Annotated in this window: 26 protein-coding genes and 1 tRNA gene; 7 read left to right on the top strand and 20 right to left on the bottom strand. The window is 73.1% G+C overall.

Features of this window, described 5'->3' with window-relative positions; genetic code table 11:
* Nucleotides 1–198: 198 nt before the first annotated feature.
* The 5 genes from ACRAS8_RS17145 to ACRAS8_RS17125 all read right to left on the bottom strand — a co-directional run bounded on the left by ACRAS8_RS17145 (nt 199) and on the right by ACRAS8_RS17125 (nt 3,800).
* On the bottom strand, nt 199–957 hold the full coding sequence (locus ACRAS8_RS17145) for a hypothetical protein (protein ID WP_438486907.1): 759 nt from the start codon (nt 955–957) through the stop codon (nt 199–201).
* 234 nt (nt 958–1,191) lie between these two features.
* Nucleotides 1,192–2,031 carry an RNA polymerase sigma factor SigF gene (locus ACRAS8_RS17140; RefSeq protein ID WP_438486906.1) on the bottom strand — a complete coding sequence of 280 codons (840 nt, stop codon included), beginning with the start codon at nt 2,029–2,031 and terminating at the stop codon, nt 1,192–1,194.
* Between the two features lie 199 nt (nt 2,032–2,230).
* Nucleotides 2,231–3,040, bottom strand: a complete 810-nt coding sequence (locus ACRAS8_RS17135) for an RNA polymerase sigma factor SigF (RefSeq protein WP_067348793.1) — start codon at nt 3,038–3,040, stop codon at nt 2,231–2,233.
* A 246-nt stretch (nt 3,041–3,286) separates the two neighbouring features.
* Nucleotides 3,287–3,580 (bottom strand): Dabb family protein, encoded by a 294-nt coding sequence (locus ACRAS8_RS17130; protein WP_438486905.1) that lies wholly within the window; start codon nt 3,578–3,580, stop codon nt 3,287–3,289.
* Between the two features lie 55 nt (nt 3,581–3,635).
* A complete protein-coding gene (locus tag ACRAS8_RS17125; RefSeq protein WP_438486904.1) occupies nt 3,636–3,800 on the bottom strand; it encodes a hypothetical protein in 165 nt (54 codons plus the stop codon).
* Between the two features lie 640 nt (nt 3,801–4,440).
* Between ACRAS8_RS17125 and ACRAS8_RS17120 the strand changes: the two genes are divergently transcribed.
* The 5 genes from ACRAS8_RS17120 (at nt 4,441) to ACRAS8_RS17100 (ending at nt 9,718) form a co-directional block, all read left to right on the top strand.
* Nucleotides 4,441–5,220 carry a DUF2127 domain-containing protein gene (locus ACRAS8_RS17120; RefSeq protein WP_438486903.1) on the top strand — a complete coding sequence of 260 codons (780 nt, stop codon included), beginning with the start codon at nt 4,441–4,443 and terminating at the stop codon, nt 5,218–5,220.
* 28 nt (nt 5,221–5,248) lie between these two features.
* Nucleotides 5,249–5,731, top strand: coding sequence for a hypothetical protein (locus ACRAS8_RS17115; RefSeq protein WP_438486902.1), 483 nt, complete (start codon nt 5,249–5,251; stop codon nt 5,729–5,731).
* Between the two features lie 423 nt (nt 5,732–6,154).
* Nucleotides 6,155–6,274, top strand: coding sequence for an azolemycin family RiPP peptide (locus ACRAS8_RS17110; protein WP_430371581.1), 120 nt, complete (start codon nt 6,155–6,157; stop codon nt 6,272–6,274).
* Between the two features lie 95 nt (nt 6,275–6,369).
* A complete protein-coding gene (locus ACRAS8_RS17105) occupies nt 6,370–8,490 on the top strand; it encodes a YcaO-like family protein (protein ID WP_438486901.1) in 2,121 nt (706 codons plus the stop codon).
* A gap of 97 nt (nt 8,491–8,587) precedes the next feature.
* Nucleotides 8,588–9,718, top strand: a complete 1,131-nt coding sequence (locus ACRAS8_RS17100) for a SagB/ThcOx family dehydrogenase (protein ID WP_438486900.1) — start codon at nt 8,588–8,590, stop codon at nt 9,716–9,718.
* A 62-nt stretch (nt 9,719–9,780) separates the two neighbouring features.
* Here the strand turns inward: ACRAS8_RS17100 and ACRAS8_RS17095 are convergent.
* The 3 genes from ACRAS8_RS17095 to ACRAS8_RS17085 all read right to left on the bottom strand — a co-directional run bounded on the left by ACRAS8_RS17095 (nt 9,781) and on the right by ACRAS8_RS17085 (nt 11,027).
* Nucleotides 9,781–9,868, bottom strand: a tRNA-Ser gene (locus tag ACRAS8_RS17095).
* A gap of 67 nt (nt 9,869–9,935) precedes the next feature.
* Nucleotides 9,936–10,436 (bottom strand): tRNA adenosine(34) deaminase TadA, encoded by a 501-nt coding sequence (tadA, locus tag ACRAS8_RS17090; protein ID WP_438486899.1) that lies wholly within the window; start codon nt 10,434–10,436, stop codon nt 9,936–9,938.
* A gap of 69 nt (nt 10,437–10,505) precedes the next feature.
* Nucleotides 10,506–11,027, bottom strand: a complete 522-nt coding sequence (locus tag ACRAS8_RS17085; RefSeq protein WP_438486898.1) for a tRNA adenosine deaminase-associated protein — start codon at nt 11,025–11,027, stop codon at nt 10,506–10,508.
* Between the two features lie 218 nt (nt 11,028–11,245).
* On the opposite strand from ACRAS8_RS17085, the gene upp reads away from it, so the two are divergent.
* The gene (gene upp / locus ACRAS8_RS17080) at nt 11,246–11,881 is read left to right on the top strand and encodes a uracil phosphoribosyltransferase (RefSeq protein ID WP_438486897.1); all 636 of its coding nucleotides are present in this window, start codon (nt 11,246–11,248) and stop codon (nt 11,879–11,881) included.
* 71 nt (nt 11,882–11,952) lie between these two features.
* On the opposite strand, the gene ACRAS8_RS17075 is transcribed toward upp, so the two are convergent.
* From ACRAS8_RS17075 to ACRAS8_RS17035, 9 genes are all read right to left on the bottom strand, one after another.
* Nucleotides 11,953–12,606, bottom strand: a complete 654-nt coding sequence (locus tag ACRAS8_RS17075) for a LytR C-terminal domain-containing protein (protein ID WP_438486896.1) — start codon at nt 12,604–12,606, stop codon at nt 11,953–11,955.
* A gap of 138 nt (nt 12,607–12,744) precedes the next feature.
* Entirely contained in the window at nt 12,745–13,044 is a 300-nt protein-coding gene (locus ACRAS8_RS17070) for a type II toxin-antitoxin system VapB family antitoxin (protein ID WP_016572550.1), read from the bottom strand.
* A gap of 178 nt (nt 13,045–13,222) precedes the next feature.
* Entirely contained in the window at nt 13,223–13,864 is a 642-nt protein-coding gene (locus ACRAS8_RS17065; protein ID WP_438486895.1) for a DUF4232 domain-containing protein, read from the bottom strand.
* A 50-nt stretch (nt 13,865–13,914) separates the two neighbouring features.
* Entirely contained in the window at nt 13,915–14,496 is a 582-nt protein-coding gene (locus tag ACRAS8_RS17060; RefSeq protein ID WP_438486894.1) for a hypothetical protein, read from the bottom strand.
* Nucleotides 14,493–15,173 (bottom strand): RNA polymerase sigma factor, encoded by a 681-nt coding sequence (locus ACRAS8_RS17055; protein ID WP_438486893.1) that lies wholly within the window; start codon nt 15,171–15,173, stop codon nt 14,493–14,495. Before ACRAS8_RS17055 ends, ACRAS8_RS17060 begins: the two co-directional genes overlap by 4 nt.
* A 27-nt stretch (nt 15,174–15,200) precedes the next feature.
* A complete protein-coding gene (locus ACRAS8_RS17050) occupies nt 15,201–15,734 on the bottom strand; it encodes an LAETG motif-containing sortase-dependent surface protein (protein ID WP_438486892.1) in 534 nt (177 codons plus the stop codon).
* A 45-nt stretch (nt 15,735–15,779) separates the two neighbouring features.
* Complete coding sequence (locus tag ACRAS8_RS17045; protein WP_438486891.1) at nt 15,780–17,090, bottom strand: GTP-binding protein; 1,311 nt, start codon at nt 17,088–17,090, stop codon at nt 15,780–15,782.
* A gap of 7 nt (nt 17,091–17,097) precedes the next feature.
* Nucleotides 17,098–17,268: a 50S ribosomal protein L32 gene (gene rpmF, locus ACRAS8_RS17040; protein WP_438486890.1), complete on the bottom strand. Its 171-nt coding sequence runs from the start codon at nt 17,266–17,268 to the stop codon at nt 17,098–17,100.
* A gap of 247 nt (nt 17,269–17,515) precedes the next feature.
* Complete coding sequence (locus ACRAS8_RS17035) at nt 17,516–18,571, bottom strand: NAD(P)-dependent alcohol dehydrogenase (protein ID WP_438486889.1); 1,056 nt, start codon at nt 18,569–18,571, stop codon at nt 17,516–17,518.
* Nucleotides 18,572–18,749: 178 nt separating this feature from the next.
* Here ACRAS8_RS17035 and ACRAS8_RS17030 point away from each other — a divergent pair, with 178 nt between their 5' ends.
* The gene (locus ACRAS8_RS17030; RefSeq protein ID WP_438486888.1) at nt 18,750–19,658 is read left to right on the top strand and encodes a helix-turn-helix domain-containing protein; all 909 of its coding nucleotides are present in this window, start codon (nt 18,750–18,752) and stop codon (nt 19,656–19,658) included.
* An 89-nt stretch (nt 19,659–19,747) separates the two neighbouring features.
* On the opposite strand, the gene ACRAS8_RS17025 is transcribed toward ACRAS8_RS17030, so the two are convergent.
* The 3 genes from ACRAS8_RS17025 to ACRAS8_RS17015 all read right to left on the bottom strand — a co-directional run bounded on the left by ACRAS8_RS17025 (nt 19,748) and on the right by ACRAS8_RS17015 (nt 21,781).
* Entirely contained in the window at nt 19,748–20,140 is a 393-nt protein-coding gene (locus ACRAS8_RS17025) for a hypothetical protein (protein ID WP_438486887.1), read from the bottom strand.
* Between the two features lie 205 nt (nt 20,141–20,345).
* The gene (locus ACRAS8_RS17020) at nt 20,346–21,518 is read right to left on the bottom strand and encodes a flotillin family protein (RefSeq protein WP_438486886.1); all 1,173 of its coding nucleotides are present in this window, start codon (nt 21,516–21,518) and stop codon (nt 20,346–20,348) included.
* Between the two features lie 11 nt (nt 21,519–21,529).
* Nucleotides 21,530–21,781: a hypothetical protein gene (locus ACRAS8_RS17015; protein WP_438490512.1), complete on the bottom strand. Its 252-nt coding sequence runs from the start codon at nt 21,779–21,781 to the stop codon at nt 21,530–21,532.
* Nucleotides 21,782–21,888 lie beyond the last annotated feature (107 nt).

The raw sequence follows: 21,888 nt of genomic DNA, 5'->3' as shown, positions 1-21,888 counted from the left end.
CGCCACGACGCTCACGCTGGACGAGACGATCGCCGGCTGTGGGACGAGGCCGAGGCCGCGTACGTCTGGTGGCGGGAGCAGGGCCGACCCGGTCTCGGCCACCTCGGCCTGACCGTTGACAGCGACGGGCCGCACGTGTGGGTGGAGAGCCAGGATCTGTCCGATCTTGACTCACTGGAGCGCCCTAGGGCCGGTTGATCACCTCTCCGCACTCCATGTGAACCGCGTATCCCGGGTGTCCAGACGCATCCCCAGCGGCACCCGCCAGGCGTCCACGCACACCCGCCAGCGGCCGGTCGTCGGCTTGTCCGGGGCGAGGGGGAGTGGGAGCCGGTAGGTGGAGTCGATCGTCGTCCAGTCGATGCCGAGGGGGCCGATCACGTGGCTGCCGAAGGTGACGGTGCCGGCGGTGACCGGGTGGTCGCCGGTGTTGAGGAAGTGGAGGGTGAGCTGCTGGCACCAGCGGACGTCGGTGTCGGCGACCGCGGGCTCACCCACCAGGAGGCCGGGCGGCGCGCCCGGGCCGGCCGGGATGGTGGGGGAGGGCGGCCGGGGGGCAGGGGAGCCGCTGGGCTGGGGGCTGGGCGAACCGCCGGGCACGGACGGGGTGTTGGGGCTGGCGGCGTCGCGCGGTGGGGTGGCCGGGACGTCGGGCGAGGGGCTGCCCGTGGCGCCCGCGGAGGGGGCTGGGTCAGCCGGGTCGCGGTGAACGGAGGGGGTGGTGGGTCCCGGGTGGCCGGAGTGACCGGTGCCGTCATCGGCGCGGTTGCCGTCCAGGGGCGCGAGCTCGACGCCGCCCGGTGGGGGTGCGGGCTTCGTCGCCGCGGTTCCGTCCGAGGGGTCTGCCGCGCCCACCGCGGCATAGCCCGAGCGGGGCGCGTCGCCGCAGCCGGTGAGGAGAACGCCCAGGAAGAGTGCGGCCGCCGAGGCGGAGACAGCGGTCGTCGTCCGTCGCATCGTGGAGCACCTCCAGCGGTAGCCGGGGGCCAGTGTGTCTGACGGAACGTCAAGTGTGAAGTGGTGGTGGTGCGTGGATGGTGCGTGGCGCGTGGTGTGTGGAGCGCGGGCCGGCCGTGGCCGGGAGACGGGAAACGGAAAAAGGAGGGCACGGCAGTGCGGTGCCGTCTCCTCTTGCTGTCCGCCGAGCGACCCGGGTCGGCTGTCGCCGGCTGTCCCTCGGCGGACCGTTCCTCAGTCCGAGATCAGCCCTTCCCGGAGTTGTGCCAGCGTGCGGGTGAGCAGTCGGGAGACGTGCATCTGGGAGATGCCGACCTCCTCGCCGATCTGGGACTGCGTCATGTTGGCGAAGAAGCGGAGCATGATGATCTGGCGTTCGCGGGGCGGGAGTTTGGCCAGAAGCGGCTTGAGGGACTCGCGGTACTCGACGCCCTCCAGGGCGCTGTCCTCGTAGCCGAGGCGGTCCGCGAGGGAGCCCTCGCCGCCGTCGTCCTCGGGGGAGGGGGAGTCCAGCGAGGAGGCGGTGTAGGCGTTGCCCACCGCCAGGCCGTCGACGACGTCCTCCTCCGACACCCCGAGGCACAGGGCGAGTTCGGGCACCGTCGGGGAGCGGTCGAGCTTCTGGGAGAGCTCGTCGCTGGCCTTGGTGAGGGCCAGCCGGAGCTCCTGGAGGCGGCGCGGTACGCGCACGGACCAGGACGTGTCGCGGAAGAAGCGCTTGATCTCGCCGACCACCGTCGGCATCGCGAACGTCGGGAATTCCACCCCGCGTTCGCAGTCGAAACGGTCGATGGCCTTGATCAGGCCGATGGTGCCGACCTGGACGATGTCCTCCATCGGCTCGTTGCGGCTGCGGAAGCGCGCGGCGGCGTACCGCACGAGCGGGAGGTTCAGTTCGATGAGTGTGTCGCGTACGTACGCGCGCTCCGTGGAGTCCTTGTCGAGCGTGGCGAGCCGCAGGAACAGGGACCGGGAGAGCGAGCGGGTGTTGATGGCGTCGATGTCGTCATGCACGTGTGGTGCCGGCGCGGGAATCGCGGGAAGCACCTTCGAGCTGCCCAGTTCTACGGACATGCCACCCCCTTGAGGTCGCGGACGGGTCGCTGCGGCGTCCCCGGCCCAGGGCGGACCGAGGAGGTATACCTCCACCTGAATACCGGAGGCAGCACCACGGCAAACGCGGTTCCTGCAGAATGTCACATGTCGGCAACGCGCTGTAGCGCCTTGTCGACATATCTGTGCAGGATGCGGGGGAACGAGTCGCCCGTGCCGGTTAGGCGTCGATCCTGTTTGCGGATCGCAGCCGGGCGAAGCTTCGCGACAGCAGCCGCGAGACGTGCATCTGCGAAACCCCGAGCTCCGCGCTGATCTGGGACTGCGTCAGATTGCTGTAGTAACGCAGCAGAAGGATGCGTTGCTCGCGCTCCGGGAGCTGGACGAGCAGGTGTCGGACGAGGTCCCGGTGCTCGACGCCGGCCAGCTCGGGGTCCTCGTATCCGAGGCGGTCCAGCAGGCCGGGCAGGCCGTCGCCCTCCTGTGCGGCCTCCAGAGAAGTGGCGTGATATGAGCGGCCGGCCTCCAGGCAGGCCAGCACCTCGTCCTCGCCGATCTTCAGCCGCTCGGCGATCTCCGCGGTGGTGGGGGAGCGGCCGTGCAGCACCGTGAGGTCCTCGGTGGCGCCGTTGACCTGTACCCACAGTTCGTGGAGGCGGCGCGGGACGTGGACGGTGCGGACGTTGTCCCGGAAGTAGCGCTTGATCTCGCCGACGACGGTGGGCATGGCGAAGGTCGGGAACTGGACGCCGCGCTCCGGGTCGAACCGGTCGATGGCGTTGATCAGGCCGATGGTGCCGACCTGGATCACGTCCTCCATCGGCTCGTTGCGGCTGCGGAAGCGGGCGGCCGCGTAGCGGACCAGGGGGAGGTTGGCCTCGATCAGTGCGGCACGGACGCGGGAGTGCTCGGGGGTTCCGGGTTCCAGGCCCGCCAGCTCGGCGAAGAGCACCTGCGTCAGGGCCCGGGTGTCCGCGCTGCGGCTCTCGCGGGCAGGTGCCTTGGGCGCAGTACGGGCCGTCACGGTCACGCCACCCTTCACAGTGCATTTGTCGCAGCATGTTTCGCGTATCGCATGTATCCGGCAAAAGCGGTCATAGCATCACAAGACATGTGCACTGTGTGCAAGCACCCCATAACGCCGTGTTGAAGAGAGAGTTGGCGGCGTACGGGGCTTGTGCGCGAGGGGGCGCGGCGGGGGGCGCGGGCGCATGGCGAAGCCCCCGCCTGCGCGACGGGGGCGGAACGGGTGCGGGGGTGCGGCCGGCGCCCGCTGTCAGACCTCGTAGTCGGCGATCACCCAGGTGGCGAATTCGCGCCACTGGGCGGCAGCCGCCTGGTGGGCAGGGTGCTCCAGGTACCGCTGGAGGGCGTCGGTGTCGGCGACGGCGGAGTTGACCGCGAAGTCGTAGGCGATCGGGCGGTCGGTGATGTTCCAGGCGCACTCCCAGGACATCAGCTCCGGGATCTCCTTCTCCAGCGCGGCGAAGGCGCGTACGCCGGCCCGCACCCGCTCCTCGTCGCGCGAGACGCCGTCGTTGAGCTTGAACAGGACCAGGTGGCGGATCACTGCGGCCTCCGTGCGGCGGGACGATGCGCGGCCGTCCCGGCGGGCCGGCGGCGCCCTAGCTGATGAGCTGGGTCATGAACTCGCCGACGCTCTGCGCGGCGGTCGAGATGCCCTCGAAGCCTATCTGGACGAGCCCGGCGGCCCGCTTGGGGGTGGCGATGATCGTCCAGAGCACGAAGACGACGATCACGTACAACGCGACTTTCTTCGCTGTCGCCATCAGTTCCGTCTCCCCCTGCGGCAGGTTCCCAGTGCGCGTGTGGCATTCCCGGGCGTGCGGGCCCGGTGGCCGCCCCGGCTCCCGGTGCGGTCGGGCGAGTGTAACCACAGGTGTTCGAGCGGGGAGGTGCGGCGGTCCGTCCGGCTCTGTCCTTCACGCGGGGCTTATGGACCAAAGGCCCGCCAAGGAGGGCCCTTCGCCTGGCTGTTGGGGCGGTCCGCGGGCGGCAGGATGGAGGCACGAGGCCCGGCGGATCTGGCAGGAATCCGCGGGGCCCCGGGACAGGGCCTCACTGCGGGGTCCGCGCCGCGTGCTCCCCTGACCGCGCGCCGTGGACATCAGGGCCCGGTTCTCATCGGGGGAGGCGGTCCGTCCCCCGGGTCCGCCTCCCTCGTCCAATTCCCCCGTTTTGCGCCGCCGCGCCCCGTGCGCCGGGCGCGCGCCACCGGTCCGCGCCGACTTCCGGCAACCTCGGGCCTCTTCTTCTCGTCCCTCTCCTCGTAAGGCATCCCCGTCCGCCGACGAGATCCGCATGTACGCGACAATCGGTCGGCATGGAGCGCGGGCCCGCGCCGCGGCGGCCGACCGCCGTGACGGAGCGGCCCGCGCGGGACGACGAGAGGAAAACAGGGCTCCAACGATGAAAATCGACTGGAACCGGCGCACCTGCGCGCGGCGCGGACACATCACCTACCTTCCGCACGAGGAGCACCTCCAGGCGAAACTGCACGCCGGTACGGCCCTCGGCCCGGCCTGGCGCTGTCTGCGCTGCGGCGACTTCGTGCTCGGCGAGCCGCACGGTTCCGGCCCGGCGGCCGACGCCCCGCTGGTCCCGCGCGGCAAGGTCCTGCGGGACCTGTTCCTCCTGCGGTTCCTGGCCGTGGAACGGGCGGTGCGCGGCGTCTTCATCGTGCTGGCGGCGCTCGCCGTGTGGCAGTTCAGCAACAGCCAGGACGCGGTCCGCCAGTTCTTCGACAAGAACCTGGACGTGGTCCGCCCGGTGGCCGCCCACTTCCACTACGACCTGGACCACTCCCCGGTCGTCGACACCATCCGCAAGACCTTCGGCTACCAGCACTCCACCCTGATGCTGGTCGCCGGGGCGCTGCTCCTCTACGCACTGGTGGAGATCGTCGAGGGCGTCGGCCTGTGGCGGGCCAAGCGCTGGGCGGAGTATCTGACGGTGGTGGCGACCGCCGCGTTCCTGCCGCTGGAGATCTACGAGCTCACCGAGAAGGTCAGCTGGCTCAAGATCGCCACCCTGGTCGTGAACATTCTCGCGGTCCTCTATATCGCGCTCGCCAAGCGGCTGTTCGGGCTGCGGGGCGGCCGCGCGGCCTTCGAGGAGGAGCGGCACAGCGCCTCCCTGATGGAGGTTGAGACGTCCGCCGGGGTTTCCGCCCCTGCCCATAATGGCTGAACACACCGTACAAGGGGAAAAGCGACCCATGCGATCCACAACCATGAACTCCGCGCACCGGCAGTCCGGTTCGCCGCAGGCAGCCGGCCGCCGGGCCGTCGCGCGCCGCCGTCCGGCCGTCGTGCTGGCGCTGCTGTTCGGCCTGTTGGCCGCCGCGGCCGGTCCGGCGGCCGCCGCCGGCCTGGCCGACGCCGCCGCGGCCCGCCCGGCCGCCGTGGCCGCCGCGCAGTCCGCGCCGGATGCGCGGACGGCCGCCGCCGACACCGCCGCCGTGCGCAGCGAGGCGGCCCCCGCCGCCGCCATGAAGCTGGGGCACCACAGCGGCAACCACCACGCCATGCACCAGGCGGCCTTCACGTCCCACGACAAGCCGAAGAAAAAGAAGATGGGCTTCTTCAAGAAGCTCGGTATCTTCCTGATCGTGATCATCGTGGTGATCATTGTCATCGTGATCCTGTTGATCTGGCTGATCGTGCACTTCATCCGGAAGGCTTTCCGCCGCCGGGGCTGACGGATCGCGCCAATTCCGTCCGCGTCGTCCGCGCCGTCTGCGCTCCGCGGGGGCGGCCGGGGCCTGCAAAGGGCTCCGGTCGCCCCCGCTTTCGTTTTCCGTTCGGAATCCCGCGGGATTTCGGGGAGGTGACTGGAAAGTGGTGGTCGGCGACCCTGGGGCCGGTTCGCGTGCTTGCGTAGGCGAGGGTTGCCGTGAGCCGTTCCGCCTGTTTCCGGAAGTCGCAGCTCAGCGGCGAAAACAGGACGCCGGGGATTCCGTCGCACTCTCGTGCTAATAAGGCATTGAGTCATTTCATAGGGTTTTTCTTGACGGGGATTGCCGCAATCCGCCGCAATGGACGCCGAGCGCTCACCCGAAGCGTTGGCGGGTGTGACTCACGGGTAACCGAAAAATCCATGGAAACGGAAAGGGGAAATCCGCATGACCGAGGAAGACGAACTGTTCGAGGAGATGGCCATTCCGGAGTCGGAGACGGCTTTCGCCGGCCACAGCTGCCTTTGTTTCGTCACCGAATACGACGACTCGGAGTCGGCGGAGTAACGACACGGCGTGCCTCCCGGCCGGGCTCGGCGAGCCGGCCGGGAGGCACTTCCGCGCCCCACCCACGGCCCACGGCTCCGAGAAGGCGGACAGCATTGGAAACCCCCCGGCCCACCACCCCGCTCACCCTCCGCCGCGACGTCCGGCTCGTCGCCCGCGGCGCGCACCTCTACGTCTGCGCCAGCACCGGCACCCTGCGGGTCCCCGTCCAGCTGCCCACCGACGACGCGGAACACGGGACGGTCGCCCTCGACGCGGTGCCCGAGCGGGTGGCCAAGGGGCTGCGCGCCCGCGGCCTGGCCCACCCCGGGGACGGGCGGCTGCCGCACCCGCTCTACGGGGACGGCGCCGGCCGGTCCGCCCGCCCGGTCGCGGTCGCCGGGACCGGCCCGCTCGCCACCGAGGTCGTCAACCTCCTCACCCGGGCCGGCCTGCGCACCGCACCGGCCGCCGACCGGGACGGCCAACCCGGCGCCGCCGTACTCCCGTTGGGCCTGCCCGAGGACGAACTCCGGCGCTGGACCGGCCTGGTCCTCGACCGCGGCACGCCCCTGGTGACGTACCTGAGCACCCCGACCCGGCTGCTGCTCGCCACCCTCACCCCGCCGCGCACCCCCTGCCCGGTCTGCCTGGTGCGGCGTATCCGGGCCAACCACACCTGGCAGCCGGTGGCCGGCCTGCCGCTGGACCTGCTGCTGGGCGCGGCGGAGAGCGAGGCATGGCCCACCACCGCCGTCGCGGCCGGAGCGGTGGCCCACGCGGTGCTCACCGCGCTCGCCGCCCCCGAGGCGCCCGCCGGGCCCCCGGAGCTGACCGAACTCGACCACGCCACCTGGGAGCGCACCCCGCACACCCTCTTCCACACCCCCGGCTGCCCCGCGTGCGGCACCGCCGCCGTACCGCCCAAACGGGACGAGACGGCCGCCGTCGACGCGCGGGAGAGCTGGCGGCTGATGCGCGGCGCGGTCGACCCGCTGACCGGACTGGTGCCCGAACTGCGGGTGGACGAGCCGGCCGGCGGCACCACGTACGCGCGGACCGCCGGAATGATCACCACCACGTGGTTCTCCCCGGTGGCCGCCGAGGCCCGCGGCGGGGCGGTGAAGAGCGACCCGGTCAACGCCCGGGTCTGCGCGGTGGGCGAGACCATGGAGCGGTACGCGGCCGGGGTGTACGACCCCGAGCGGCTCGTCCGCGCCACCCTCGCGGACCTCGGCGACGCCGCCGTCGACCCGCGCGATCTGCCGCTGGGCTCCGCCAAGGAGTACGCCGCACAGCGCCGTTACGCGCCCTTTGACCCCGACGTGGCGATCGACTGGGTGGCGGGGACGTCCCTGACCACCGGCCGCCCGCGGTACGTCCCGGCCTGCGCGGTCTATCTGCCCTACCGCTTCCCGCGCGCCCACAAGCCGTGGTTCGACCCGATCTCCACCGGGCTGGCGGCCGGCGGCTCGTACCACCACGCCGTCCTCAGCGGCCTGATGGAGAGCGTCGAACGCGACGCCACCCTGGTCTTCTGGGAGAACCGGCTCACCCTGCCCAGCCTCGACCTGTCGGGCCTCCCCGACGGGCCCGCCCGCCGTATCGTCGACCGGATCACCGCCGAGGGCGCCACCGTCACCTGCAAGGACCTCACCACCGACCTGGGCATCCCGGCCGTCGCCGTACGCTTCGCCGAGGGCACCGCCGAGCGGCCCGTCGTCGTCCACGCCGCCCGCGCCGACCTCGACCCGCACACCGCGCTGCTGGGCGCCCTGGAGGAGGCGTGCCTGTGCCGGACCGGCGCCGGCATCTGGCTCGAAGAGGGCGAAGTACCTGCCGCGGACGCCGCGTTGAGCAGCCTGAGCGAGTTCTGCCTCTACTACTGCGCGCCCGAGCGGCAGCACCACCTCGCCTTCTGGGACGACGGGCCGCGGCACCCGCTGCCCGCGGCCCGGCCGGCCGGCGGCCTCCGGGACGACGTCGACGAGGCGGTCCGCCGGCTCGCCGCCCGCGGCCACGAGGCGATCGCCGTCGACCTCACCCCCGTCGACGTGGCCGAATGCGGGGTCAGCGTGGTCCGCACGGTGGTCCCCGGCCTGTGCCCGCTCACCCTCCGCAGCGACTTCCACCGGCGCGGCGGCCCCCGGGTCTTCCAGGCCCCGGTCGCGATGGGCGTCCGCACCACCGCCCTGACGGAGGACCAACTCAACCCCTGGCCGCTGCCGTTCCTGTGACGCCCGCCGACTTTCCCCAAGCTCTCAACTCTGTTCGAGCAGGGGAGACCCCCTCCCCTCGACCGCCGACGACCACCCGGAGGGCGGGAACCACCCGATGGACGAGACCACGGTCCGCAACGCCCCGAACACCCCGCAGGCCGCCCCCGAGGACGACCTCTGCCGCTACCGCCGCAACCCCGACCTGCTGCTGGAGTGGGCCGACGGCGGCGGCCCGGTCCTCGTGGACTGCGGCAGCTGGCGGAAGTTCGCCGCCAAGCCCGCCCTCGTCGACCTCCTCAACCAGCTCGACCGCCCGCGGACCGCGGCCCAACTCCGCGAACTCTGGCGGGACTCGGCCCCCGGCGGCGACGTCCGCAGGCTGTTGACCCGGCTCACCGCGGCCGGCATCCTCCGGCGCTGCGACCCGGAAGCCCCGGATGAGAGCGCATCCACCCCCGGCTGGACCCCGTACGAGCGCGCCGTCCACGCCCGGTCGGGCCTCGGCCCGGACGCGACGGCCGGTCGGGGCACCCCGCCGCCGGCCCGCCTGCGCCACCCCGAAGCCGACGCGGTGATCGCTCTGCCCGACGGCGCCGACGCCCCCAGCCGCCCGCTGGCCGAGGTCCTGGCCGCGCGCCGCAGCGTCCGCGGCTACGCCCCCGACCCCGTTCCGCTGCCCCTGCTCGCCGCCCTGCTGGACCGTGCCGCACGGGTCCGCGGCCACCTGGCGCCGCGGGCGTACCAGCAGACCCAGCGCCCGGCACCCTCCGGCGGCGCCCGCCACAGCCTGGAGATCTACCTCCTGGCCCGGACCGTCGACGGCCTGCCCGCCGGCGCCTACCACTACGACCCGTTCACCCACGCCCTGCACCGGCTCGCCCCCTGGACCGACGAACTGGCCGCCTTCCAGCAGCGCACCGTCACCGACCCCGCGCTGCTGGACGCCGCGCCCCCGGCCAGCCTCTGCCTCGCCTCCGTGGCGGCCCGTACCACCTGGAAGTACGAGGGCATGGCCCTCAGCCTCATCTACCGCGACACCGGCTGCCTGATGCAGACCCTCTCCCTGACCGCCACCGACCTGGGCCTGGCCTCCTGCCTCACCGGCCGCATGGAAGCCCCGTTCACCGCGCCCTTCCTGCCGGCACCCCACCGCACCCCGCTCACCCACGTCGGCAACATGGCCCTCGGCCTCCCCGCAAGCCCGTTGGCCGCCCCCGAGGTCACCCCACTCGCCCCTGACGCCTGACTCCCCGTCAGCCGACGCACAACACCCCCTGATCTGCGTTTCCGTAGATCAGGGGGTGTCTCTGGCGGTAGCGGAGGGATTTGAACCCTCGGTGACTTGCGCCACACTCGCTTTCGAGGCGAGCTCCTTCGGCCGCTCGGACACGCTACCGAGAGAGAGCTTAGCCCAAAGGGCCCCGTGCGCCGAAATCGGATTGCGGGGCGGGGCCCGCGCGGGTTCAGCGGTCGCGGAAGAACGCGGTGAGCAGCGCGGCGCAGTCGGCCTCCAGGACGCCGGTGACGACCTCGGGGCGATGGTTCAGCCGGCGGTCGCGGACCACGTCCCAGAGGGAGCCGACGGCGCCGGCCTTGGCGTCGCGGGCGCCGTAGACGACCCGGTCGACGCGGGAGAGCACGATCGCGCCGGCGCACATCGTGCAGGGTTCGAGGGTGACGACGAGGGTGCAGCCGGTCAGCCGCCACTCTCCGACGGCCTCAGCCGCGGCGCGCAGGGCGAGGACCTCGGCGTGCGCGGTGGGGTCGCCGGTGGCCTCGCGTTCGTTGTGGCCGGTGCCCAGGACCGTGCCGTCGGCGGACAGCACGACGGCACCCACCGGGACGTCACCGGTCCCGGGGGCGCGGGCGGCCTCCGCCAGAGCCTGGCGCATCGGCGCGATCCAGGGGTCGCGCAGCGGGTCGGGCGCGGCGGAGGGCAGAGGGGCGGAAGGGGGGACGGTCATGACCCCAGTGTCGGGGACACGGCCGGGGCCGGGCCCAGGGGCGGAACACGGGCCCGGCGGGGGGAGGGCTCAGCGCACGGCTTCCAGGAGGTCCGTGCAGCCCAGGGCGTCGGCGATCGCGCCGAGGGCGTCGCTGTCGAGGGTGAGCAGTTCCTTCTCGGTGACGCCGAGGTCGCTCAGCAGGCCGGGGTCGCCGAGCGGGCCGCTCACCGTGGAGACCTCGTCCTCGTCGTCGGTGTCGTGGTCCGTTTCGGGTTCGCCGTCCTCGGTGCCGTCCAGGTCGAGGCTGTCGAGGTCGTCGGCAGCGCTGTCGTCGCGGCCGAGCAGTTCGTCGGTCAGCATCGCGCCGTACGAGCTCCTGGCGGCCACCGCGGCGTTGGAGACGAAGACCCGTGGATCCTCCTCGCCGTCGACCCGGATGATGCCGAACCAGGCGTCCTCCTGCTCGATGAGGACCACCACCGTGTCGTCTTCGACCGCTGCCTCTCGGGCCAGGTCGGCCAGATCGGTCAGCGCTTCCACATCGTCGAGCTCTGTATCGCTCGCTTCCCACCCGTCTTCGGTGCGCGCGAGCAGTGCGGCGAAGTACACCGTGACTCTCCCACTGGTCAGAGGCGTGCCGGGCCGGGCGGGGCGGCGCTGCACGCCGCTGCTTCCCGCCCCTTCGGAATCGTGGCAGAAACATCGCGTCAGCGCGCCGTCTTCGACGCTGCGTCGTGCCGAGGTTGTGAGAGATGTCGCTCACGTGCCGGAGCGTGGGCGGCGCACGGCGGGCTCCGGGGCCGCGCGGCTCGGTTAGTGTCGATGTCATGCGGATCCACGTCGTCGACCACCCGCTGGTGGCGCACAAACTCACCACTCTGCGCGACAAGCGCACCGACTCTCCCACCTTCCGGCGGCTCGCCGACGAGCTGGTCACCCTGCTCGCCTACGAGGCCACCCGTGATGTGCGCACCGAGCAGGTCGACATCGAGACGCCGGTGACGGCGACCACCGGCGTGCGGCTGTCGCACCCCCGGCCGATGGTCGTGCCGATCCTGCGGGCCGGACTGGGCATGCTGGACGGCATGGTCCGGCTGCTGCCCACCGCCGAGGTCGGCTTCATGGGCATGGTGCGGAACGAGGAGACGTACGAGGCGCACACCTACGCCACCCGGATGCCCGACGACCTGTCGGGGCGCCAGGTCTACGTCGTCGATCCGATGCTGGCCACCGGCGGCACGCTGGTCGCGGCGATCCGGGAACTGATCAAGCGCGGCGCGGACGACGTCACCGCGATCTGCCTGCTGGCCGCGCCCGAGGGCGTCGAGGTCATGGAGCGCGAGCTGGCCGGCACGCCGGTGACGGTGGTCACCGCCGCCGTCGACGAGCGGCTGAACGACGACCGCTACATCGTCCCGGGCCTGGGCGACGCGGGCGACCGGATGTACGGCACGGCCGGCTGAGGAAGGCATGGCACAGGGCCCCGCACCAAGTGACGGTGCGGGGCCCTTGTGGTGAAACCAGTACGTGGTGATCAGCACGTGGTGGCGGCCGGGGAGCGGCCCGGGGCCGGGCGGTTCAGCAGGGCGAGGGCCTTGGCGGCCTCCTGCGGGGTGGCGAGTGCCTGGAAGCCTTCGCCGATGACCAGGTCGAGGTCGGGGGTCTGCCGGCCGTCGGTCTTCTGCTGGGCGCCGGCGAGCTGGGTGGCCAGGACCTTCAGCGGGCCGGCGGTGGCAGAGCCGGGGCCCAGGAGTATGCCGGTGCCCTTGACCTTCTTGTCGTAGGCGGCTGGGGCGTTGCCCACCTTTCCGATCTTGAAGCCGCGCTTCTGGAGTTCGTCGGCGGTGTGCCGGGCGAGTCCGGCGCGCTCGGTGGCGTTGTAGACGTTCACGGTGAGGGACGCCGGGGCGGGCGGTTTCGCGGCCGGCGGGGCGGCCTGGGCCTGGCCGGCCGCGCCGCCGCCGGGCGGGCAATGTCTCTTGTCCTGCGCGGCCTGGGCCGTACTGCCCTTGCCGCCGAAGACGTCGATGAGCTGCAGGGTTCCCCAGCCGATCAGCCCGAGGACGCAGGCGCCGGCCACGATGCCGAGGACGATGCGGCGGCGATGACGGGGGCGGCGCATCCGCGGGTACCTGTCGCCTGTGATGCGGTACTTACCGCCCATGCCTGGAGGCGTCAGCATGCTCATGGCCGCAGCGTAGTGCGGGGCGTCTGCCGTGCCTACTAGATGATCAGTGCGTTGTGTGAGGGAAACCCGAGTGGGCCAATTCGAGTGGCGTCATTGGCCGGGATGGTCCCTGGATGTCGGGACCGCGGCGGACAGCCGTCAGTTGTCGAGTTCGAGGACGCGGGCGTGCAGCACCTGGCGCTGCTGGAGCGCCGCGCGGACCGCGCGGTGCAGGCCGTCCTCCAGATAGAGGTCGCCCTCCCACTTCACGACGTGGGCGAAGAGGTCGCCGTAGAACGTGGAGTCCTCGGCGAGCAGCGTCTCCAGGTCGAGCTGCTGCTTGGTGGTCACCAACTGGTCGAGGCGTACCGGGCGCGGGGCGACGTCCGCCCACTGGCGGGTGCTCTCCCGGCCGTGGTCCGGGTACGGCCGCCCATTTCCGATGCGCTTGAAGATCACACGGAAAGCCTACCGGGCTGAAGGCACCGGGCGCAGCCGCGAAGCGGCGGAGCAAAGGAGATCAATAGCGGCAAACGCGGATCATTGGTGGGTGATGAGCTGGCCGATACGGCACGAACGGGCTATCGCTCGTTCGTCCGGCTGCGGTGACCGGGCGGGCCCGCGGCCAAGGGCCGGGTCACCACCTCCCGGCCGCCGCCGGACTCGGCTGCCAGTAGGTGACCGCGGCGGACTCCGGGTCCACCCGGACTGGAGCGCGGCCGTCCACGCCGACCTGCGCCGGGGTGGCGCGGGCGGCCAGCGCCACCCCGAACTGGGACGTCTTTTCGGCCGTGCTGTGCGGGGCGCTCCGGCCGCCGGGGCCGCCGGGCGCCGCGGCGGTGATCACCGCGGCGTAGGCGGTGCCGCCGGGCGGCAGGGCGACCGGGGCAGGCGGCCGGCTGTACGGGAGCGGCGGCAGGGGGCGCGGGTGGCGGTCGCCGAAGTGCAGCAGGGGGTAGGGCTGGGCGGCGAAGGTGCAGCGGTGGTCGGAGATGTTGGTGACGGTGAGCAGCATGCGGCGGGGGCGGTGCGGCTCCGCGCCGGCGTGGAACCGCAGCATCTCGGGCGTACAGGAGTCGCCGGTGCCGGGGGCGGGTGAGAGGGCCGGGACGGGGACGGCCCGGCCGCCGACCTCGGCACGGTAGCCGGTGCCGTCGTGGCAGGCCGTGAGGGCGAGGGCGGCCGCGGCGGTCAGCGCGACGGCGACGGCCCGGGCGCGGCGGGTGGCGGGGGCGCACCGGGGCGGGGACGGGGACACGGGTGCAGGCCGGAATGGCATGGGCACGATTCTCGGGGAAGGGGGGACGGGGCGGGCAAGGGGCGGGTCGGTCAGCGGCCGGGCGTCGCGCTTCCGGTGGGCGGAGGCGAGGAGGCGCCGGGCGGGGTGGGGGTGGCGCTGCGTGCCGGGTTGCCGGTGGGGCGGCCGGAGGGCCGGTGGCTCGGGGCGGGCGGGACGGTCGGCGCGGCGTCGGGCGTCGGGCGGGCGCCGGGGCGGGGCGGGAAGGTGCGGACGGCGCCGTGGCCGGGCTTCGTGGACGGTACCGGGGAGGACGGGGACGGCGACGGGGTGGCGGTGCCCGGGGGCGGGGTGGCCGGGGCCGGCGTCGGCGGGGAGGCCGGCAGCGGCGGGGCCGCGGGACGCTCGGGGGCGGTGGCGAGGTGGGCGGCGAGGGCGAGGGCGGCGGCGCCCGCCGCGGCGGCCAGTGGCAGGGCGAGGCGGCGCGGCCGGAGCCGGCCGAGGAGGGCGGGGCGGGGGAGGCGGGTACGGCGCGGGTGCGGGCCCGGGGGCGCCGCCGGGCGGAGGTCGCGGATGCCGACGGCGTCGGCGCGGGCGGCGAGGGCGCGGCGCAGGCGGTCCTCGACGGGCCGTTCCGCGGCGGCCTCGCCGGGGGCGGTGTCGCGGGTGCTCAAGACCGTTCCTCCAGGATTTTCTCCAGGGCGTCCAGGGCGCGGCTGGCCAGGGACTTCACCGCGCCGCGGCTGATGCCCAGGGTCGCCGCGATCTGCGCCTCGGTCAGTTCGCCCCAGTAGCGCAGGACCAGCACCTCGCGGCGGCGCGCGGTGAGCCCGCCGAGCGCGGCGAGGACCTCGCGGTGCTCCTCGTCGAGGACCACCCGTTCCTCCGCGGACGGCGCGGCGGTCTCGTGCGGCGGGGTGTAGTCGCGGGCGGTGCGGCGGCGGCGCAGCACCGAGCGGGCGGCGTTGACCACCGCGGTCCGCAGATAGGCGAGGGCGTTGTCGACGTCGCCGAGCCGTTCGCCGTGGCGCTTGTAGAGGGCGGCGAAGGCGTCCTGGACGACGTCCTCGGCGGTGGCGCGGTCGTCGACGAGGAGGACGGCCAGCCGGACCATGTTCAGCCGGTGGGCGTGGTACAGCTCGGTGAGGGTCGGGCGGTGCGGCTCCGGCGGTGGCGCGTCGGCCCGTTCGTACGTCAACTGGCTTGCGGTGGGCGGAAGTTGGTGAACCGACGCGGCCGGGTGGGGCGGGGACTCGCGGCGGACGGCGCGCAGCAGGCGGCGCCAGGCGGCAGGCCGGGGCCCCGGCAGGGCGAACCGTGCCGGGGCCGGGTGCGGTGCGTAGGGGGCCATCGTTCCCTCGGGTCTGCCCGGGCGGGGTCAGGCGCGCTTCCGGCGCACCGCGTAGAGCGCGCCGCCGCCCGCGGCGATCAGGGCGGCCGCGCCGCCGCCCAGCGCGAGGGTGGCGCCGGAGGCCCCGGTCCTGGCGAGCTGCTTGCGGTCGCCGCCGTCCTGGGCCGGGGCGGGGTGGCTGCCGGGGTGGCTGGGGACGGGCGCGGGGGTGGCGCTGTGGCCCGGCGGCAGGGTCGGGACCGGCGACGGGGTCGCGCTGTGGCCCGGCGGGTTGGTGGGCGCCGGCGAGGGCGAGGCGCTGTGGCCGGGCGGCTGGGTGGGGGCCGAGGTCGGCGTGGCGCTGTGGCTCGGGGGGTTGGTGCTGTGACTCGGGGGGTTGGTGGGGACGTGCGTCGGGCGGGCGGCGGCCGGGCCCGAGGCGGGCGCGGCGTGGGCGATGCCGGCCGCCGAGACGGTGGTGAGTGCTATGGCGGCGAGCAGTCCGGCACCGGCCGTACGGCTCAGGCGGTGGCGGACGGTACGGGAGGTGCGCGCGGTACGGGACGGGTTCACGGTCGGCACGGTCGGCTGCTCCAGTTCGTCAACGGGTGGCGCCCGAGGGCGCCCTCACCCGAGACGACGTGCGGCGGGGGGCGGGGTTGCCGCCCGGCGCGAAAAACTTTCGGAGCCGTTCCCCTTCCCGATCTCGTCCTCGTACGAGTGCTCGTGCTCGCAGAGCTCGTCCAGGCCGTGCACCGCCCAGGCCGGGAACGGGTCGTCGGCCGCCGCGGGCACCGGCTCGCCGGGGGCGAGGAGGCAGGCGGTGAGGGCGGCGTGCAGCGGCTCGGGGCGCAGACCGGTCCCGATGAAGACCAGTTCCTGGCCGGAGGCAGGGTCGCCGTCGGTGTCGGCGTCGGTGTCCACGCCCGACGGTTCAAAGCGGGCCACCGCGCCCGCCTGGGACCACAGGCCGGTGACGCCGGGCCGGGTGGCGAGGTGGAAGAAGCCCTTGGAGCGGAGGATGTCGCCGTAGTCGCCGCCGTCCATCCCGGAGGTGACGAACTGCCAGAGGCGGCCCGGGTGGAAGGGGCGGCCGGCCCGGAAGACCGTGCTGGAGATGCCGTACTCCTCGGTCTCCGGGACGTGGTCGCCGTTGAGCTCCCGCACCCAGCCGGGCGCCTGCTGGGCGCGTTCCAGGTCGAAGCGGCCGGTGCCCAGGACCTCGGCGAGCGGCAACCGGCCGTGCCGGGCGGGGACGATCCGGGCGGCCGGGTTGAGGCGGGCGAGGGTGGCCTGAAGTCGTGCGGTGGTGGCCGGGTCGACCAGGTCGGTCTTGTTGAGGACGAGGACGTCGGCGAACTCGATCTGGTCCATGAGCAGGTCGCTGACCGTGCGCTCGTCGTCCTCGTACTGGTCCAGGCCGCGCTCGGCCAGGGCGTCGCCGCCGGCCAGTTCGGGCAGGAAGCCGGCCGCGTCGACGACCGTGACCATGGTGTCCAGGCGGGCCAGGTCGCCCAGGGGGGCGCCGTCGTCGCGCGGGAAGGCGAAGGTCGCGGCGACCGGCATCGGCTCGGAGATCCCGCTGGACTCGATCAGCAGGTAGTCGAAGCGGCCGGCCCGGGCGAGCCGGTCGACCTCCGCCAGCAGGTCGTCGCGGAGGGTGCAGCAGATGCACCCGTTGGTCATCTCGACCAGCCGCTCCTCGGTGCGGGAGAGCGCCGCGTCGCCGCTGCGGACCAGCGCGGCGTCGATGTTGACCTCGCTCATGTCGTTGACGATGACGGCGACCCGCAGGCCCTCCCGGTTGCCCAGGATGTGGTTGAGCAGGGTGGTCTTGCCCGCGCCGAGGAAGCCGGAGAGCACCGTGACGGGCAGCCGGTCGGGCAGTCGGTCGGACAGCTGGCCGGGCAGTCGGTCGGGCCGCCGGGGGTGCGTCATGGCCGGGTCAGCCCTTCGGGTCGAGCAGGCCGCGCTGGTACGCCTTCACCAGGTGCTGCGGGACGCGGTAGACGGAGCCGTCGATGGTGAGGGGCACCAGCTTGGGGGCGGTGGCCTTCCACTGGGCGCGGCGGTGGCGGGTGTTGCTGCGGGAGAGCTTGCGCTTGGGTACGGCCATGGTGGCGGGCCTCCGTGAGTCGGGGAGTCGGGTGGGTACCGGTCGCGGTACCGGCAGCGGGTACCGGTCGCGACGGAGGCTATATGGAAATGGGGATCGTTTTCAATTATGCTGTGCGTCAGTGCCAGGGGTCACGGCACGCGGAGCGCCCGGGGCGGCCGGTGGAGGCGGCCCCGGGCGCTCACTTCGCACTCTTCGCACGGGCGCGACGGATGAGACCGTCGCGCGGCTCAGGCCGTCGCGCGGCTCAGATCGTCGAGGTGTCGATCACGAAGCGGTAGCGGACATCGCTCGCCAGCACCCGCTCGTACGCCTCGTTGATCCGGTCCGCGCCGATCACCTCGATCTCCGAGGTCAGGCCGTGCTCGGCGCAGAAGTCGAGCATCTCCTGGGTCTCCGCGAGGCCGCCGATCAGCGAGCCGGCGAACGACCGGCGCCCGCCGATCAGCGCGAACGGGGCGATGGGCAGCGGGCTCTCGGGGACGCCGAGCTGGACCAGGGTGCCGTCGGTGCGCAGCAGGCCGAGGTAGGCGTTGAGGTCCAGGTTGGCCGAGACGGTGTTGACGATCAGGTCGAAGGTGCCGGCCAGCGCCTCGAAGGTGGCCGGGTCACTGGTCGCGTAGTAGTGGTCGGCGCCCAGCCGCAGCCCGTCATCCTTCTTGCGGAGCGACTGGCTCAGGACGGTGACCTCCGCGCCCATGGCGTGCGCGATCTTGACGCCCATGTGCCCCAGGCCGCCCAGGCCGACCACCGCGACCTTCTTGCCGGGGCCCGCCTTCCAGTGGGCGAGCGGGGAGTAGAGGGTGATGCCGGCGCACAGCAGCGGGGCCGCGGCGTCCAGCGGGAGCGCATCGGGGATGCGCAGCGCGTAGTTCTCGTCGACGACCAGGTGGGTGGCGTAGCCGCCGTAGGTGACCTCGCCGTGGCGGTCGGTGTCGTTGTAGGTGTTGACGGTGCCGAGCTCGCCGGTGCAGTACTGCTCCAGGCCGGCCCGGCAGTTCTCACAGGTGCGGCAGGAGTCGACGAAGCAGCCGACGCCCACCCGGTCGCCCACCTGGTAGCGGGTGACCTCGGGGCCGGTGGCGGCCACCACGCCGGCGATCTCGTGGCCGGGGACGATCGGGAAGTTCCCGCCGTCGCCCCATTCGGCACGCACGGTGTGGATGTCGGAGTGGCAGATACCGGCGAACTTGATGTCGATCAGGATGTCGTGGGCACCCAGCTCGCGGCGCGGGATCGTGGTCCGCTCCAGCGGTGCCTTCGGTGCGGGCGCGGCGTACGCGGCGACAGAGGTGTGGGTCATGCCATCGAGGGTGCGTCGTTCCCGCGGCCCCAACCAGTGCACTCTTGAACATATGAATGGCGTGCCTACCACTGACGGAACCACCTTGCGGGACGGGAAGCCCGGGAGGCCGGGGCAGCCCGGAAGGCCGGGGAAGCCCGGGAGGCCGGGGCAGCCCGGGAGGTCCGGGAAGCCGCCGGTGCCCGCGGTCGTCGACCGGCGCACCGAGCTGAGCGAGTTCCTGCGCTCCCGGCGGGCCCGGCTGCGGCCCGGGGACGTCGGGTTGCCGGAGGGCAGCGGGCTGCGTCGGGTGCCGGGGCTGCGCCGCGAGGAGCTGGCGCAGCTGACCGGGGTCAGTGTGGCGTACTACATCCGGCTGGAACAGGGCCACGTCAGCAATGTCTCGGACGCGGTGCTGGAGGCGCTGGGCACCGCGCTGCGGCTGACGCCCGCCGAGCGCGACCACCTCCGGCACCTGGTCCGCCCGCGCGCCCGGCGGGTCCGGGCCGCCCGCCCGCTCCCGGCTCGTCCGTCCGGACCGGAGGAGTCCCCGGCCGGCCCGCAGCGGGTGGGGCCCGCGTGCCGGCAGCTGCTGGACGCGATGGCGCTGGTGCCCGCCTTCGTACTGGGCCGGCGGCTGGACGTCATCGGCTGGAACGGGCTCGGCCGCGCCCTCTTCGGGGACTTCGCCGCCCTGCCCGCCGAGCACCGCAACCTGGCCTGGCAGGTCTTCCTGGACCCCGCCACCCGCGCGCTGTACGTGAACTGGGAGGGCAAGGCCGAGATGACGGTCTCGCTACTCCGGCGCGAGCTCGGGCGGTACCCGGACGATCCCGCGCTGATCGGGCTGATCACCGAACTGACCGGGCGGAGCGAGGAGTTCCGGCGGTTCTGGGCCCGGCACGACATCAGGGACAAGGGCTTCGGCGTGAAGCAGCTGAACCACCCGGTGGCGGGCCCGATGACGCTCTCCTACGAGTCCCTGCTGGTCGCCGCCGACCCGGAGCAGGTCCTGGTGACCCATCACGCCGAGGCCGGCACGCCGTCGGAGGCGGCGCTGCGGAGACTGGCGGCGGTCACGGGGGAGCAGGGACCGTTCGAAGAGTAGGGCCCGTTCGAGGGGCGCGGCGGCTGTACGCCCCTCGAACGGGCAGGGGAGGGGGAATTGGGGGGTGTGGGCGTGTGGGCGCGTGGGCCTCAGGCGAAGCTCACGGAGCGGAGCTTGAGGCGCGCCGAACCGTGGCCGCCCGCCGGCCGCAGGGTGAAGTGGTCGCCCGTGCAGTCGGGTCCGGTGAAGACCGTGGCGGTGGACGAGGTGCCGTTGTGCGGCGAGTGCGCGGGCGGCAGGTACTCCTGGATGGCCTCCGGGAGGGGGTGGCACTTCCCGCTCGGCGGGTCGACGAGGAGCCCTGTCCGCACCCCGCCGTACGGGTCCTTGTAGACGTAGGTGAAGACGCCGGTGGCGGCGTGGGCCGGGGCGGCGGGCAGGGCCAGTACGAGGGCCGAAGCCAGGGCGAGGGCCAGGGGCAGAGCGAGGGCCAGGGTCAGGGAGCCGTTGCCGGCGGTCGGCGCGCGGTGGGGGCGGCGCATGCGAAACGTCCTTTCGTGCCAAGGGAGTTGGCGTCGTGCGGGCTGTTCGCTGCCCACGTGGGCGTCCGGTGATGTGCGCCGTCACTCGAAGGGGGGCCGCCGAATCGATCCGCCGGCAGGGGCGGGTTTCGGCGGGGCGGGTACGGGGGCGCCCCGGCCCGCGGGAAGACGGGAGCCGGGGCGCCGGGTCGTGGGGGATGGCGCGTTACTCGATCTCGACGCGGCCACTGTGGCCGGCACCAGCGCCGGTACCGGTGCCGTTCGAGGCGCCGGAGTTCCCGGTGCCGTCGGACGAGGGCGGGTTGCCGAGGTTGCGACGGACCGAGTCCAGGATGGTCAGGCCCTGGCCGACCAGGCCGGCGGCGATCTCGCCGAGGCCGTCGGTGCCGTTGAGGACGTTGACGTTGGCGTTGGCGAGGCCCGCGGACGCCTCCTTGACGATCTGCGGGAGCTGGTCGATCAGCATCCGGTCCAGGGCCACCCGGTCGTGCGAGGCGGCGGCCTCGGCCTGGATCTTCATCCGCTCGGCCTCGGCCGTGGCCAGCAGCTTGATGCGCTCGGCCTCCGCCTCCGCGGGCTTGACGACCTCGGCGACGAGTTCCTGCTGGCGCAGCCGGGCGCGGCGCTCGGCCAGCTCGGTCTGGGCCGCCAGGACCTCCTGCTGGGCGTGGGCCTGGGCGAGCGGGCCGGCCTGCGCGGCGTGCGCCTGCGCGCGGTCCACCTCGGCGGAGTACTCGGCCTGGACGACCGCGGTCTGCCGGTTGTACTCGGCCTGATTACGCGCCGCCTCCTGCTGCGCCTCGACCGCGGCCTGGGTGGCCTGGGCCTGGGCGATCTGTGCCTGGCGCTGGATGGCCGCCTTGTGCGGGGCGGACATCGCCTCGATGTAGCCGGTGTCGCCGTCGTCGATCGACTGGATCTGCAACGAGTCGACGATCAGGCCGATCTTGGCCATTTCGGTCTTGGACGTCTCCAGGACCTCGGTGGCCAGCTTCTGCCGTTCGGTGACGATCTCCTCGACCGTCATCGAGCCGATGATGGAGCGCAGATGACCGGCGAAGATCCGGCCGGTCAGGATGGACATCTGCTCCTGGTCGGACAGGAAGCGCTGGCCGGCGTTGACGATGCTCTCGGTGTCGTTGCCGACCTTGAACGCGATCACGGCGCGGACCGTGAGCGCGATGCCCTGCCTGGTCACGCACTTCTCGGCGACCTCGGACTCGCACAGTGCCAGCGTCAGGAAGCGGACCTTGCGGAAGACCGGCAGCACGAACTTGCCGTGGCCGGTCACCACCCGGAATGGCGCACCGCCCTGCCCCCGCCTGCCACCGGAGATCAGCATGGCTTGATCAGGGGCCGGAACGCGGTAACCGAACATCACTCGTCTCCTCAACCAGCGTCGCCGGGATCACCGGCCGACGCGTCCAACGGATCGACCCACTCCATGACGTTGACCTGGCGATGGCCACGGGACTCGATCACGAGCACGGTCGCCCCTACGGGAAGGGGTTCGGCGGACCAGGCGAGAAACGTTTCGGAGCCGCCCCGGACCCGCACCAGAACCTCACCGGGGCCGGCAGCTCCACGCGTGCCGATCAGCAGCACTCCGGTACAGCCGATCACGGCTTCATCCCGGGCCATCGATCGCTGCCCTCCCCCGTTGCGTTCCATGGATTCCGACCATAGCGCTCCGGTGCGCGGCGGCCTATGGCGGGAGGTCGGCGAGTTGGCGCGCCGTTCAGGTGGAG

It is taken from the genome of Streptomyces sp. S186 (assembly GCF_051603415.1).
GTDB lineage: Bacteria > Actinomycetota > Actinomycetes > Streptomycetales > Streptomycetaceae > Streptomyces.
The sequence above is the reverse complement of the archived record's forward strand: the minus strand, read 5'-3'. Positions and strand labels throughout refer to the sequence as shown.